The 14,000-nt window shown below is 70.5% G+C and carries 12 protein-coding genes; 1 reads left to right on the forward strand and 11 read right to left on the reverse strand.

Annotated features, from left to right (window positions below):
* Window positions 1-32: 32 nt before the first annotated feature.
* The gene (locus ACFCX4_RS05090; RefSeq protein ID WP_376139054.1) at window positions 33-659 is read left to right on the forward strand and encodes a TetR/AcrR family transcriptional regulator; all 627 of its coding nucleotides are present in this window, start codon (window positions 33-35) and stop codon (window positions 657-659) included.
* 54 nt (window positions 660-713) lie between these two features.
* Here the strand turns inward: ACFCX4_RS05090 and ACFCX4_RS05095 are convergent, their stop codons facing one another.
* The 11 genes from ACFCX4_RS05095 to nadC form a co-directional block, all read right to left on the reverse strand.
* Entirely contained in the window at window positions 714-1,592 is an 879-nt protein-coding gene (locus tag ACFCX4_RS05095) for a M23 family metallopeptidase (protein WP_376139055.1), read from the reverse strand.
* Window positions 1,593-2,007: 415 nt separating this feature from the next.
* Complete coding sequence (locus ACFCX4_RS05100) at window positions 2,008-4,356, reverse strand: immune inhibitor A domain-containing protein (protein WP_376139056.1); 2,349 nt, start codon at window positions 4,354-4,356, stop codon at window positions 2,008-2,010.
* 352 nt (window positions 4,357-4,708) lie between these two features.
* Complete coding sequence (locus ACFCX4_RS05105) at window positions 4,709-7,228, reverse strand: ATP-dependent Clp protease ATP-binding subunit (protein ID WP_376139057.1); 2,520 nt, start codon at window positions 7,226-7,228, stop codon at window positions 4,709-4,711.
* Between the two features lie 673 nt (window positions 7,229-7,901).
* A complete protein-coding gene (locus tag ACFCX4_RS05110; RefSeq protein ID WP_376139058.1) occupies window positions 7,902-8,252 on the reverse strand; it encodes an Lsr2 family protein in 351 nt (116 codons plus the stop codon).
* A 92-nt stretch (window positions 8,253-8,344) separates the two neighbouring features.
* Window positions 8,345-8,881 carry an amino-acid N-acetyltransferase gene (locus ACFCX4_RS05115; RefSeq protein ID WP_376139059.1) on the reverse strand — a complete coding sequence of 179 codons (537 nt, stop codon included), beginning with the start codon at window positions 8,879-8,881 and terminating at the stop codon, window positions 8,345-8,347.
* A gap of 9 nt (window positions 8,882-8,890) precedes the next feature.
* Complete coding sequence (locus tag ACFCX4_RS05120; protein WP_376139060.1) at window positions 8,891-9,340, reverse strand: BlaI/MecI/CopY family transcriptional regulator; 450 nt, start codon at window positions 9,338-9,340, stop codon at window positions 8,891-8,893.
* 126 nt (window positions 9,341-9,466) lie between these two features.
* Entirely contained in the window at window positions 9,467-9,589 is a 123-nt protein-coding gene (locus tag ACFCX4_RS05125) for a hypothetical protein (protein ID WP_376086354.1), read from the reverse strand.
* A 4-nt stretch (window positions 9,590-9,593) separates the two neighbouring features.
* The gene (lysX, locus tag ACFCX4_RS05130; protein WP_376139061.1) at window positions 9,594-11,150 is read right to left on the reverse strand and encodes a bifunctional lysylphosphatidylglycerol synthetase/lysine--tRNA ligase LysX; all 1,557 of its coding nucleotides are present in this window, start codon (window positions 11,148-11,150) and stop codon (window positions 9,594-9,596) included.
* A gap of 123 nt (window positions 11,151-11,273) precedes the next feature.
* A complete protein-coding gene (locus tag ACFCX4_RS05135; RefSeq protein ID WP_376139062.1) occupies window positions 11,274-12,026 on the reverse strand; it encodes a hypothetical protein in 753 nt (250 codons plus the stop codon).
* A 106-nt stretch (window positions 12,027-12,132) separates the two neighbouring features.
* Window positions 12,133-12,927 (reverse strand): type III pantothenate kinase, encoded by a 795-nt coding sequence (locus ACFCX4_RS05140; RefSeq protein ID WP_376139063.1) that lies wholly within the window; start codon window positions 12,925-12,927, stop codon window positions 12,133-12,135.
* Window positions 12,928-13,004: 77 nt separating this feature from the next.
* Complete coding sequence (nadC, locus tag ACFCX4_RS05145) at window positions 13,005-13,997, reverse strand: carboxylating nicotinate-nucleotide diphosphorylase (RefSeq protein WP_376139064.1); 993 nt, start codon at window positions 13,995-13,997, stop codon at window positions 13,005-13,007.
* Between the last annotated feature and the right edge of the window lie 3 nt (window positions 13,998-14,000).

Below are 14,000 nucleotides of genomic sequence, written 5' to 3' on the forward strand. Positions count from 1 at the left end.
CGGACCGATCACGAGGCAGGCAGAGGCAGGCGATGAGCACCACGCACAGCCCCCGTAGCGACACCCGGGCGCGCATCGTCGCGATCGCCCTGGAGCTCTTCTCGGAGCAGGGCTACGAGCGGACCTCGCTGCGGGAGATCGCCGACCGGCTGGGTGTCACCAAGGCCGCGCTGTACTACCACTTCAAGACCAAGGAGGACATCGTCCTCGGCATCGTGGAGACCACGGCGGCGCCGATCGACGAGGTGATCGTCTGGGGACGTTCGCAGGCCTGGACGCCCGAGGTGAGGGACGAGCTGATCCGCCGGTTCGCGGCCGGGATGTCCGAGCGGGCGGTGCTGCTGCGCTTCTTCCAGGACAACCAGCCCGCCCTGCGCGACCTGCCGGCCGGGAAGGAGTTCCGGGACCGGATGATCTCGCTGGTCCGGCTGCTGCACGGGCCGGGGGCGAGTTTCGAGGACCGGCTGCGCGCGGCGATGTCCCTGTTCACCATCAACTCGGCGCTCTTCCTGCTGGACCAGGACAAGTGCGCCGAGGCGAACCGGTTCATCAGCGGGACGCCGGCCGCGGCGGTCACCCGGGACGAGGCGGTCGAGGCCGCCCAGCACGTCGCGCTGGAGATCTGCCGGCTGATCGGCAGGCCCGCGCCGACGGACTGAGCGGCCCGTGCCCGGGCTCGGCGCCGGGATCCGGCGCGGAGCCCGGCGGTGGGGTCAGAAGTTGCTGACCCCACGGGCGGCGAGGTAGGAGACCGGGTTGATCACGGCGCCGTACTGGTTGGCGGAGCGGATCTCGAAGTGCAGGTGCGGCCCGGTCGAGTTGCCGGTGGTGCCGGAGCGGCCGATCTGCTGCCCGGCCGCGACCTTCTGACCCGCCGACACCGAGAGCGTCGACATGTGCGCGTACTGGGCGAACCGGCCGTCCGGCAGCCGCAGCACGACCTCCTTGCCGTACGCGCCGGCCCAGCCGGCCGACACCACGGTGGCGTTGCCGACCGCGAGCAGCGGGGTGCCGGTGGGGATCGCGAAGTCCACGCCGGTGTGGTACCCGGCCGCGTAGTGCGGGTTGCGCACGCCGTACGGGTTGCTGGTGGGCGCGCCCGGCACCGGCGCGGACCACGCGGGGGCGGGGGCCGGTGCGGGGGCGGGCGCGGGCGCCGGGGCCGGAGCGGGTTCGGGGGCCGGTTCGGGAGCCGCTGCGGGCTCCGGGGCGGGCTCGGCGGCGGGCGCCGCCGCCTGGTCCGCGGACACGGCCGCCGCGGCCGCCTGCTCGGTGAACAGGTTGGCGGCGATCGCCACGGACTCCTGGGCCGACAGCTGCTCGGAGGGCAGCGTGTACGGGCTCGGCCCGGCCACCTGGACCAGCGCCGAGGCGGGTGCCGCACCGTGCGGCGCGGTGAACGCCGAGCTGCCGGGGGTGGTCGGGGCGATCGTCTGCGCCGAGGCGCTGCCGGTGGAGGCGAGGAGCAGGGCGCCGGTCAGGACGGCCGCTCCGGCCGCGGCGGCGGTGGTGGAGTGGTTGCGGCCGGTCTGCCGGAGAAAGGCGTCGGCGAGCCGGCACAGGGCCGGGCCCAGGGGCGGGACAGGTGGCATGGAGCTCGACCTCACGAACGTACGGGGGCAGCACGCTGAGCCCGTTCGGGCGTGCTGAGCGGGGGACCACTCAGGTGTAACCGTCACCGAGCGGAGCCCCAAACGGTGTGACCTACTACGGCGTGTAGTCAGCATCGCGCCGGAGATTCAAACCGACGGAGTAACGATCATGTGATCGGATCGTCCGCTCATGGGACGGAGGCCGGAAGCGATCGCCCGGCCGGTCTACTACCGCTCCTCGTACCCCTGTCGCGGCCTGTGAGCAGCACCACCCGGAGCCCGGGTTTGAGTCACCCCGAAACGGGCCGAAACCTCCCAAAGACAAAAGAATCCGGCCCACCCCCGCAGGTGCGGGAGCGGGCCGGATCGGCTCAGCGGTGCCTGGTCACGGACCGGGCGTCAGAGCTCGGTTCGATCAGTTGTCGACCGGGCGGACGCGGATCCAGGTCTCCAGGTAGTTCGAGGACTCGTTCTCGACCTCGATGCTGGTGCCCGTCTTCGGGACGATGACGCTGCTGTACGGGTTGTCCTTCGACCAGTACGACTTCAGGTCGGAGAACTCGTCGACGCCCTTGGCCTTCGGGACGACCGTCTCGACACCGGCGCGGTGCAGGGTCAGGCTGTCCGTCTTGCGCGAGCCGAAGGTGGAGTCGTAGCCGTTGATGCGCGGGCGCATCAGCGTGCCGTCCTTCCACTTCAGCGGGTTCGGGTGCGAGTCGACCGGCAGGAGCAGGCCCTGGCCCGGGTGGTTGGTGACGTTGTTGTCGCTCTGCGACTCGTCCCAGTACCAGATCAGCAGACCGGGCTGGTACGGGTAGTGCTCGACCCAGAGCGGCTTGTCGGCGAAGCCGAAGTTGTACGGGCCGACCTTGAGGGTGCGGTCGTACGAGACGTACTGGCGGTTCTCCGCGATGTAGTACTGGTTGTAGTCGTTCGTGAAGCTGCCGGTGCTACGGGTGAAGCCCTTGGCGGTCCAGCCGTTGTCGCCGTTCTCGGCACCGTCGGTGAAGACGGTGGCGCCGTCGGCGGTGACGGCCAGGTCGTCCAGGGCCAGGCCCTTGAGGTGCAGGCCACCGTCGGTGACGTAGCGGAAGCGGACCTTGACGGCCTTGCCGGCGTAGGCGTCCAGCGGGAGGACCAGGTCGCCCCAGTTGCCGCCCGAGTTGCCGGTCAGCGAGGCGTTGCCGGAGGGGTCCTTCGGCAGCGCGACACCGTTGAAGGTGCCCGCGAGGGCGGACCAGTTGCTGCCGCCGTCGGTGGAGACCTCGGCGTAGCCGTAGTCGAAGTCCTGCTCGATGTCGTACCAGGCCTTGGCCGACAGGGTGGCCTTGGTCTTGCCGGTCAGGTCGACGTCACGGGTCAGCGAGACGTTCAGGTCGTCCGCGCTGCCGCTCCACCACTCGTTGGCGCCCGCGTAGGGCTTGTTGATGGTGGTGGTGACGGCCTTCTTCGGCAGGTCGACGACGAGCGCCTGCGGGAGGTTGCTGTTGTACTCCGCCGGGCCGATGTGGTGGGTCGACTCGGTGCCGGCCTTGGCCTTGTCGAACTTCAGCCAGCCGAGCTTGAGCTTGCTCCACGCGTCGAGGTCGTTCGGCATGTCGCCGATCGAGTTCTTGCCCTCGCCGAGCCAGGAACCGGACGACATCAGCGACCAGAAGCCGACCGAGTTGTCGATGCCGCTGCCGGAGGTGTCGTAGAGGTCCGGCAGACCGAGGTCGTGGCCGTACTCGTGGGCGAAGACGCCCAGGCCGCCGTTCTCCGGCTGCATGGTGTAGTCGCCGACCCAGACGCCGGTGCCGCCGACCGGGGTGCCGCCCAGCTTGTTGCCGGCCGGACCGGTGCTGCCCGCGCCGGTGCCGTAGACGTACGAGCGGTGGGCCCACAGGGCGTCAGTACCCTGCTTGCCGCCGCCCGCCGACTGGTCCTCACCGGCGTGCACGATCTGGAAGTGGTCGATGTAACCGTCCGGCTCGTTGAAGTTGCCGTTCTGGTTGAAGTCGTACCGGTCCCACTGGTCGTACTGCGCGATGGTGGCCTTGATCTGCTCGTCCGACTGGCCCTTGGCCTTCTGGTCGGCGACCCAGGTGTCGATCGCGTCGCGGATCAGGTCCTGCGCGTTGGCGCAGACGTGCTGGCCGCAGTAGTCCGAGCCGTAACGGGCCTCGTTGTACTTGACCTTCACCCAGTCGGTGACCTGACCGTCCACCGAGTAGCGGCCCGAGGACTGCTTCTCGTAGTAGGTCTTCAGCGAGTCCTGGGTCTTGTTGAAGTACAGGTCCTGGTAGTGCTGCTGGTTGTAGTCAGCCTGCCAGAGGGTGGAGTTGTTGGTCGCGGCGTCCGGCTTCTCGATCTGGTTCCGCTGCGGACCGGGGGTGCCGCCGTACTTGATCTTGCCGTCCGGCGTCTTCGTGGTGTTGTCGACCTCGTCGCCGAACTCCACCAGGATGGTGAAGATCTTGTCCGTGCGCTCACGGGCGAGCTCGACGTACTTGTTCTTGCCCAGCTTCACGCTGGAGCCGCCGCCGTGCTGCTCGATCTTGGCGGTGCCGGCGAGCAGCTGCTCGGTGGCGGCCTTCGACTCGGCCTCGACCTTCTCGGTCAGCGGGCCCGGCAGGTTGTGCTCAGTGCTGGTCAGGACGGCTTCGGCCGGGTCCGTCGGAGCGGGGGCGGAGCCGGCGGCGACGGCCGTCCCCGGCAGCAGACCCGCGCCGAGCGCGGCTATGACCGCAACGGCCGAGGCGGCCGACGCGGCTTTCCTGGTCATCTTCAACGTTGTGACGTCCTCCCCAAACCGGTCCGGCTCTTGGCCTTCCGGTAAACCAATGAAAGACAGGTGGACGTCATTTGATCCAAGCGTGGACGGAAAAGATAGACCTTGACCGTGACATGGCCACAGCGCTATCCTCCGCGACCGCGCATCAGCTGACGCACTGTCAACGTCACTGCCATTAAAGACGAGAGGCGCATCGATCGCACTCGCACCAGCCCCCCATTCGGCCCCCGACCTGCTCCTTCGTGGGCCTGGTCACAGCTTCGGCACCCGTTCGGAAAACGGCTCGGGCCCCCGGCGCGAACGCCGGGGGCCCAAACCGTTTGCTGTTATCTGTTAAATGTTGCTACTTCGTCAGGTCCGGACCCGGCGAGGCGACGGCGGCCGGGGTGTCCGCGACCGCGGACTTCTCCTCACCGCGGAAGGTGAACTTGGCCTCCTTGCCCTCGCCCTCGACACCGACGACCACGATGTGGCCGGCCCGCAGCTCGCCGAAGAGGATCTTCTCGGAGAGGTGGTCCTCGATCTCGCGCTGGATGGTCCGGCGCAGCGGGCGGGCGCCCAGGATCGGGTCGTAGCCGCGCTTGGCCAGCAGCTTCTTGGCCTCGACGCTGAGCTCCAGGCCCATGTCCTTGTCCTTGAGCCGCTCGTCCACCTTGTCGATCATGAGGTCGACGATCTGGATGATGTCTTCCTCGGACAGCTGGTGGAAGACGACGATGTCGTCGACACGGTTCAGGAACTCGGGGCGGAAGTGCTGCTTGAGCTCCTCGCCGACCTTCGCCTTCATCCGCTCGTAGCCGGTCTGGCTGTCGCCCTGGGCCGCGAAGCCCAGGTTGAAGCCCTTGGAGATGTCCCGGGTGCCGAGGTTGGTCGTCATGATGATGACGGTGTTCTTGAAGTCGACCACGCGGCCCTGGGAGTCGGTCAGGCGACCGTCCTCCAGGATCTGCAGCAGCGAGTTGAAGATGTCCGGGTGGGCCTTCTCCACCTCGTCGAAGAGGACGACGGAGAACGGCTTGCGGCGCACCTTCTCGGTGAGCTGGCCGCCCTCCTCGTAGCCCACGTAGCCGGGGGGCGAGCCGAAGAGCCGGGAGACGGTGTGCTTCTCGGAGAACTCCGACATGTCCAGCGCGATCAGCGCGTCCTCGTCGCCGAAGAGGAACTCGGCGAGCGTCTTGGACAGCTCGGTCTTACCCACGCCGGACGGGCCGGCGAAGATGAACGAGCCGCCGGGGCGCTTCGGGTCCTTGAGGCCCGCACGGGTGCGCCGGATGGCCTGGGAGAGCGCCTTGATGGCGTCCTTCTGGCCGATGACGCGCTTGTGCAGCTCGTCCTCCATGCGCAGCAGCCGGGAGGTCTCCTCCTCGGTCAGCTTGAAGACCGGGATGCCGGTGGCGGTGGCCAGGACCTCGGCGATGAGCTCCTCGTCGACCTCCGCGACGACATCCATGTCGCCGGCCTTCCACTCCTTCTCGCGCTTGGCCTTGGCCTGCAGGAGCTGCTTCTCGTCGTCGCGCAGGGACGCGGCCTTCTCGAAGTCCTGCGCGTCGATCGCGCTCTCCTTCTCGCGGCGCACGTCGGCGATCTTCTCGTCGAACTCGCGCAGGTCCGGCGGCGCGGTCATCCGGCGGATGCGCATCCGGGAGCCGGCCTCGTCGATCAGGTCGATGGCCTTGTCCGGCAGGAAGCGGTCCGAGATGTACCGGTCGGCCAGGGTGGCGGCGGCGACCAGGGCGGCGTCCGTGATGGAGACCCGGTGGTGGGCCTCGTAGCGGTCGCGCAGACCCTTGAGGATCTCGATGGTGTGCGGCAGCGACGGCTCGGCCACCTGGATCGGCTGGAAGCGGCGCTCCAGCGCGGCGTCCTTCTCCAGGTGCTTGCGGTACTCGTCGAGCGTGGTCGCACCGATGGTCTGCAGCTCGCCGCGGGCCAGCATCGGCTTGAGGATCGAGGCGGCGTCGATGGCGCCCTCGGCGGCGCCCGCGCCGACCAGGGTGTGCAGCTCGTCGATGAACAGGATGATGTCGCCGCGGGTGCGGATCTCCTTGAGGACCTTCTTCAGGCGCTCCTCGAAGTCACCGCGGTAGCGGGAGCCGGCCACCAGGGCGCCCAGGTCCAGCGTGTAGAGCTGCTTGTCCTTGAGCGTCTCCGGGACCTCGCCCTTGACGATCGCCTGGGCCAGGCCCTCGACGACGGCGGTCTTGCCGACGCCGGGCTCGCCGATCAGCACCGGGTTGTTCTTGGTGCGGCGGGACAGCACCTGCATGACCCGCTCGATCTCCTTCTCGCGCCCGATCACCGGGTCGAGCTTGGCCTCGCGGGCGGCCTGGGTGAGGTTGCGGCCGAACTGGTCGAGGACCAGCGAGGTCGACGGGGTGCCCTCGGCGGGGCCGCCGGCCGTGGCCGACTCCTTGCCACCGGGGGTCTGGTAGCCGGAGAGCAGCTGGATGACCTGCTGGCGGACCCGGTTGAGGTCGGCGCCCAGCTTCACCAGGACCTGGGCGGCGACGCCCTCGCCCTCGCGGATCAGGCCGAGCAGGATGTGCTCGGTGCCGATGTAGTTGTGGCCGAGCTGCAGGGCCTCCCGGAGCGACAGCTCCAGGACCTTCTTCGCCCGGGGGGTGAAGGGGATGTGGCCGGACGGGGCCTGCTGGCCCTGGCCGATGATCTCCTCGACCTGCTGGCGAACGGCCTCAAGAGAAATCCCGAGGCTCTCCAGGGCCTTAGCGGCGACACCCTCACCCTCGTGGATCAGACCCAGGAGGATGTGCTCGGTGCCGATGTAGTTGTGGTTGAGCATCCGGGCTTCTTCCTGAGCCAGGACGACAACCCGCCGCGCGCGGTCGGTGAACCTCTCGAACATCGTTTATCGCTCCTCAGAGCGGTCGGGCAGTTCGGGGTCCGTCCCCGCCCTGTCCTTCCGCATGCTAGTCCCGCTCAGCGGCGCGGCCCACGGATTCGCTCCCTGTGAGGGGAGCGAGATGCTGCGCGACCAGCCGACACCAATCCCAACCCGATGCTGGGAGACGGTGTTCCCGCACACGGGCCGGATGCACCGGATACCGCTACGCCATCGGCGAACAACCTCCGCCGCGACGCTGCCGGTGGGCGTCCGACCGGTCACGCCTACTGCCCCGGGCGGAGTCACGGGACCCCGTCCCCCTGCATTCATACCCGGTATCGGGGTGGTTCTCGCGCAGTTTCCGCGGTGGCGGTGTTCGCCCGGCGAGAAGTCGTGCCGCCACTGACGGTCGGTCAGCCGCGGCGGGGCGGCCGGTGCCGTCCGGCGCCGTCCGCGTCCCCGCTCCGCTCCTACAGCGTTGCACAGGACGCGACCGTTCCGCCGTCCGGACCGGAGGGCCGGTCCGGTGCCCGAAGGGGCAGCGGGGCCCGCTCCGGGGCCGGGAGGGCGGCTCCGGCCGGGCGTGCGCCGCGGGGCGCGGAGGAGATCCCTCCGCGCCCCGCGCGTGTGCCGTGGACGCCTCACGCGGCGCCCGGAACCCCGCACCCGTCCGGGCGGCCGTGCGTCGCCCGGTTCAGGACGCGTTGGCCTTCTCGTAGGCCTCGCGCACGTTGCTGGGCACGCGGCCGCGGTCGTTGACCTCCAGGCCCTGCTCCTTGGCCCACGCGCGGATCTTGGCGGTGTCCGGCACGCTGCCGGACGGACGCGGGGCGGTGCCTCGGCCCGCACGGCGGGCGCCGGCGAGCCGGCCGCTCTGCTTGCGGCCCTTGTCGACGTACGGCGCCAGCAGGTCGCGGAGCTTGTCCGCGTTGGCGCTCTTCAGATCGATCTCGTAGGCAACGCCGTCGAGCGCGAACGTGACCGTCTCGTCCGCCGACCCGCCGTCGAGATCGTCTTCAAGAATGACCTGCACCCTCTGTGCCACGGGCTTCCCTTTCTGCTAAACGACCGATTGCCTAAGGAAAGGAAAGCGCCTTTTCCCGGAAAACACAAACCCCTGACCGTCCCGGGGGCGGCTCACAGGTGCAGCAGCATGCGCGAGTTGCCCAGTGTGTTGGGCTTCACCCGCTCCAGGTCGAGGAACTCGGCGACACCTTCATCGTACGAGCGGAGAAGTTCTTCATAGACATCCGTAGCGATCGCCGCCGGGTCTGTCGTACCATCATCGGTTTCCTGGAGCTCCCCGATCTCCACGAAACCGTGTTTCGCGAAGAAGGCGACCTCGAACGTCAAGCAGAAAATCCGACGGACGCCGAGCCAGCGGGCGGTCTGCAGCAGCTTGTCCAGCAGCAGGTGTCCGACGCCGTGGCCGCGGCAGGACGGATCGACCGCGAGGGTGCGGACCTCGGCGAGGTCCTCCCACATGACGTGCAGCGCGCCGCACGCGACCACCGTGCCGTCGTCGTCGCGTTCCGCGACCCAGAACTCCTGCACCGATTCGAACAGTGTGACGGTGGGCTTGTCGAGCAGAATCCCGTCGCGCGAGTAGGCGTCGATGAGCCCGCGTACGGCCCGCACGTCCGTGGTCCGCGCCCGGCGGATGGTGACCTCCATGCCGGGACGTTATCGTGCCGGCCCGGGCCGGGTCCCGCCGGTATCCGGTCCGCTCGCGGTCCCGGCCCGCGGTGAATCCCCGGCGACCGGATCGGGCGGGAACAGAGCGGTCACCCGCAAGGCGTCCCGGAGTGCCTCCCGTTGCTCCGGTGACATCAGGCCGAAGAAGTGCACCAGTGCCGCGGCGGGATTGTCGCTCGTGGCCCACGCGTCGTTCATCAGGGCCGCGGTGTACGCCTCGCGCGAGGAGACCGGCTCATATCGATAGGCCCGGCCCGCGCGCTCGCGGCGGAGCCAGCCCTTTCTGTGCAGCTTGTCCAGGACGGTCATCACCGTGGTGTACGCGATATCGCGTTCCGACCGCAGATCCAGGAGAACCTCGCGAACCGTGACCGGTCGGTTCCACCGCCACACCCGGGTCATGATGGCGTTCTCAAGTTCGCCGAGTTGCCGGACCATAGTCCGGCCAGGATAGGGAGTGAATGGGGCAAATCTCGTGAAGTGCCGCCAAACCGGCGCGCCGCCACCCCCGGAATCCGGGAATGGCGGCGCGGGGTGCTCCGGGGGCCGGAGGGCGGCCGGCGCTCAGTCGGCCAGGTCCTCCTTGGTCTTCTGGGCTCCGCCCTGGCTGCGGATGATGGCCCGCACCAGGAACCCGAAACCGATCGCCATGACCAGCGGCGGGACGATCGCGCTGACGTAGTCCATCAGGTCACTCCTCCTCGGTCTTCTCCGCCGCACCGGCGGACGCCTTGGGCTCCGGCTTCACCAGCGGGAAGAGCACCGTCTCCCGGATGTTCTTGCCGGTGAGCAGCATGATCAGGCGGTCCACCCCGAGCCCGAGGCCGCCGGTGGGCGGCATCGCGTACTCCAGGGCCCGCAGGAAGTCCTCGTCGATCTGCATCGCCTCGACGTCGCCGCCGGCCGCGAGCAGGGACTGCGCGGTGAGGCGGGCGCGCTGCTCGACCGGGTCGATCAGCTCGGAGTAGGCGGTGCCGATCTCGGTGCCGAAGATCACCAGGTCCCACTTCTCGGCCACGCCCGGCACCGAGCGGTGCCGGCGGGTCAGCGGGGAGACCTCGGTCGGGTAGTCCCTGATGAAGGTCGGCCGGACGGCGTTCTCCTCCAGCAGGCGCTCGACCATCTCCAGCACGATCTGGCCGTGGCCCCACTCCTTCTCGAAGGGGATGCCGTGCCCGGCCGCCAGCGCGCGCAGCTCCTCGACCCCGGTCTCCGGGGTGACCTCGGTCCCCAGGCGGGCGGAGATGCCCGGGTAGACGCCGATCTCCTCCCACGGCTCGGCCAGGTCGATCTCGTGCTCCACGCCGTGCGGGTCGACGCCCTTGATCACCGTGGTGCCCAGCGCGTCCCGGGCGGCGTTGATGATGGTGGCCCGGATCAGCTCGGCCTGGGTGTCGTAGTCGCCGTAGGCCTCGTACGACTCCAGCGAGGTGAACTCGGGGTTGTGGGTGGAGTCCGCGCCCTCGTTGCGGAAGTTGCGGTTGATCTCGAAGACCTTCTCCGCGCCGCCGACCACCAGCCGCTTGAGGTACAGCTCGGGGGCGATCCGCATGTAGAGGTCGATGTCGTACGCGTTGATGTGCGTCTTGAACGGACGCGCGTTGGCGCCGCCGTGCACCGGCTGCAGCATCGGGGTCTCGACCTCGATGTAGCCGCGCTCCTCGTAGGTGCGGCGGATCGAGCGGACCACCTTGGACCGCAGGTGCAGGATCTCGCGGGCCTCGGGGTTGACGATCAGGTCGACGTACCGCTGGCGGACCCGGGCCTCCGGGTCGGTCAGGCCCTTGTGCTTGTCCGGCAGCGGGCGCAGGCACTTGGCGGTGAGCTCCCAGCGGTCCACCATCACCGACAGCTCGCCGCGCCGGGAGGTGATCACCTCGCCCTCGACGCCGACCTGGTCGCCGAGGTCGATGTCCGACTTCCAGGCCGCCAGCCGCTCCTCGCCCAGCTTGTCCAGGGAGAGCATCACCTGGAGGTCGCCGGAGCCGTCGCGCAGGGTGGCGAAGCAGAGCTTGCCGCCGGTGCGGGAGAGGATCACCCGGCCGGTGATGCCGGTCCGCTCGCCGGTCGCGGTGTCCGCCGGGAGGTCCGGGTGCTTGGCTCGCAGGTCGGCGATGGTGCTGGTCCGGGGGAAACCGACCGGGTACGGGTCGACGCCGGCCGCCCGGAGCCGGTCCAGCTTCTCGCGCCGGACGCGCATCTGCTCGGGAAGGTCGTCGGTCGCGGTGATGGGGCTCTGATCGCTCACCCCACCAGGGTAGCCAGCCGCGACCGGTGCTCCGCCACGGGATTGCCGGTGCGCACGCGCGGGGGGAGACCGCGCCGGACGGTTCCGGTGCGGCCTCCCCCGGGAGGCGGTGGCGGGGCGGGCTCAGCCGGTGCCGGTGGCCAGCTCCACGTCCTCGGGAGCCTCCGGCGCGGACGGCCGGGCGGGCGGCTTGGGACGGCGGCCGAACAGTTCGGCGGGGGTGGGCATCCGGTGCGGCCGGGCGGGCTGCCGGCCCTGCGGGGTGCGGGCGGCGGCGGGCTGCTCGGCGGGGGGCTCGGTGCTGCTCATCGGGATCCGTCCTCCAACAGGGGTGAGGGGACTGCTCGGGGGTGCGGCGGGGCTGGGTACGGCGACGAGGTGGCGCTGGCCGCCGGCCAGGGCGAGCCGTTCGCGGACGGCGGCCTCGGCCAGCGCGTGGCAGCGGCCCGCCAGCCGGGAGCGGCGGGAGCGCTCGTGCTGGCCGCAGGGCTGGCGGGTGAGCCCGCGCAGCGCGGTGAGGTCCCCCGGTCCGGGGAGGTAGCCGTCGGTGACCGCCTCCTCCAGCCGTTCCAGGTAGCCGGTGGCGCTGCCCGGCAGGGCGGCCCGGTAGCGGGCGAGGTCGGCGAGGAGGAAGGCGCGCAGCCGGCCGCCCTCCTGGACGGCCTCGTCGATCGCCTCGGTCAGGCGCAGCGCGTCCTGGACGTCCTCGGCCCACAGCTCGGCCCCCGCACCGGCGTGCACCGGCCGGTCGGGGAACGGGAGCTGGAGGTGGACGGGGACGGAGGGGTGCAGGGCTTGGGCGAGGGCGCGGCGCAGCACGCGGACTTCGTCGGCGCTGAAGGCCATGCCGCCGCGCGATCCGTGTGGCGTAGGCATGGGCTGACACTACGTGAGGAATATCCGATTTGTCGGTAGCGTCGCGCCGACGCCGCGCGTTTGCCCCACGAACGTCCCGCGGCGGCCGCGGGACGCGCCGGGCGGATCAGCTCGGGCGGTTGCGTTCGTAGACCAGGCGCAGGCCGATGAGGGTCAGCCAGGGCTCGTGGACGTCGATCGAGCCGGCCTCGCCGAGGACGAGCGTGGCCAGGCCGCCGGTGGCGATCACCTGGACGTCGTCCGGGTCCTTGGCCAGCTCGCGGGCCATCCGGTCGACCAGGCCGTCCACCTGGCCGGCGAAGCCGTAGAGGATGCCGGACTGCATGCCCTCGACGGTGTTCTTGCCGATCACGTTGCGCGGCTTGGTCAGCTCGATCTTGCGCAGCAGGGCGCCGCGGTTGCCGAGCGCCTCGACCGAGATCTCGATGCCGGGGGCGATCGCGCCGCCGACGTAGTCGCCGCGGGCGTTGACCGCGTCGAAGGTGGTGGCGGTGCCGAAGTCGACCACGATGCACGGGCCGCCGTAGAGGTGGTTGGCGGCCAGCGCGTTGACGATCCGGTCGGCGCCGACCTCCTTGGGGTTGTCCATGAGGACGTGCACCCCCGTCTTCACCCCCGGCTCCACGATCACCGCGGGGACGTCGCCGTAGTAGCGGCGCGCGACCTCGCGGAACTCGTGGAGCACGGAGGGGACGGAGGAGCAGATCGCCAGGCCCTCGACCGCCGCGTCGGCGATCGCGGTCCGCGAGCCCTGCGAGCCCTTCAGGCCCTGCAGCAGCACCGCCAGCTCGTCCGCCGTGCGGCGCGGCTCGGTGGAGATCCGCCAGGTCTCGACCACCTCTTCGCCGCCGAACAGGCCGAGGGTGGTCTGGGTGTTGCCGACGTCGATGGTGAGCAGCATGGGGCGCTTTCTGCGTCGAGGACCAGCGGGCGGACCGGGCTGTCCCGGCGGACCGGGCGGGCGGAACGGGCGGACGGTCAGGCGCGCAGGTCCAGGCCGATGTCCAGGATCGGCGAGGAGTGGGTCAGCGCGCCCACCGCCAGGTAGTCGACACCAGTCTGGGCGACCTCGCGCGCGGTGGCCAGGGTGAGTCCGCCGGAGGCCTCCAGCTTCGCCCGGCCGGCCACCAGGGCGACCGCCTCGCGCAGCTGCGGGACGGTGAAGTTGTCCAGCAGGATCAGGTCGGCCCCGGCCTCCAGGACCGGCTCGATCTGCTCCACGGTGTCGACCTCGACCTCGACCGGCAGGTCCGGGTAGGCGGCCCGGACGGCCCGGAACGCCTCGGCGACGCCGCCGGCCGCGACCACGTGGTTGTCCTTGATCAGGGCCGCGTCCGAGAGCGCCATCCGGTGGTTGGCGCCCCCGCCGCAGCGGACCGCGAACTTCTCCAGCGCGCGCAGGCCCGGGGTGGTCTTGCGGGTGTCGCGCACGGCCGCGCCGGTGCCCTCCAGGGCCTCCGTCCAGGCGCGGGTGGCGGTGGCGATGCCGGACAGGTGGCAGAGCAGGTTGAGCGCGCTGCGCTCGGCGGTGAGCAGGTCCCGGGTGCGGGAGCGGACCGAGAGCAGCACCTGGCCGGCCTCGACCCGGTCGCCGTCCTGGACGTGCCGCTCGACCTCGAACTCCTCCTCGCAGACCAGGGAGACGACGGCCTCGGCGATCCGCAGGCCGGCCACCACGCCCGCGCCGCGGGCGGTGAAGTCGGCGGTGGCGACGGCGTCGGCGGGCACGGTGGCCACCGAGGTGACGTCCTCGCCGCCGGCGAGGTCCTCGGCCAGCGCCAGGGTGGCGATGTCCTCGACCTCGACCGGGTCCAGGCCGGCCTCCTCCAGCAGTTCGGCGAGCTGCGGGTCGAGGCCGGTCTCGTAGCCCTCGCCGTCCCCGCAGGCGCAGCCGTCGCCGCAGCCGCCGGCCAGCGGGAGCTCGTCGTGCTCGTGCTCGTGCAGGTGGGTCACGTCGATCGCGTCGGTCATGGT

Source organism: Kitasatospora sp. NPDC056327, assembly GCF_042261735.1.
GTDB lineage: Bacteria > Actinomycetota > Actinomycetes > Streptomycetales > Streptomycetaceae > Kitasatospora.

What these genes read in the sequence shown, in the direction of transcription:
- ACFCX4_RS05090 (WP_376139054.1), top strand. Translation starts at nt 33, where the DNA reads ATGAGCACCACGCACAGCCCCCGTAGCGACACCCGGGCGCGCATCGTC.
- ACFCX4_RS05095 (WP_376139055.1), bottom strand. Translation starts at nt 1,592, where the DNA reads ATGCCACCTGTCCCGCCCCTGGGCCCGGCCCTGTGCCGGCTCGCCGAC.
- ACFCX4_RS05100 (WP_376139056.1), bottom strand. Translation starts at nt 4,356, where the DNA reads ATGACCAGGAAAGCCGCGTCGGCCGCCTCGGCCGTTGCGGTCATAGCC.
- ACFCX4_RS05105 (WP_376139057.1), bottom strand. Translation starts at nt 7,228, where the DNA reads ATGTTCGAGAGGTTCACCGACCGCGCGCGGCGGGTTGTCGTCCTGGCT.
- ACFCX4_RS05115 (WP_376139059.1), bottom strand. Translation starts at nt 8,881, where the DNA reads ATGGAGGTCACCATCCGCCGGGCGCGGACCACGGACGTGCGGGCCGTA.
- ACFCX4_RS05120 (WP_376139060.1), bottom strand. Translation starts at nt 9,340, where the DNA reads ATGGTCCGGCAACTCGGCGAACTTGAGAACGCCATCATGACCCGGGTG.
- ACFCX4_RS05125 (WP_376086354.1), bottom strand. Translation starts at nt 9,589, where the DNA reads ATGGACTACGTCAGCGCGATCGTCCCGCCGCTGGTCATGGCGATCGGT.
- ACFCX4_RS05135 (WP_376139062.1), bottom strand. Translation starts at nt 12,026, where the DNA reads ATGCCTACGCCACACGGATCGCGCGGCGGCATGGCCTTCAGCGCCGAC.
- ACFCX4_RS05140 (WP_376139063.1), bottom strand. Translation starts at nt 12,927, where the DNA reads ATGCTGCTCACCATCGACGTCGGCAACACCCAGACCACCCTCGGCCTG.
- nadC (WP_376139064.1), bottom strand. Translation starts at nt 13,997, where the DNA reads ATGACCGACGCGATCGACGTGACCCACCTGCACGAGCACGAGCACGAC.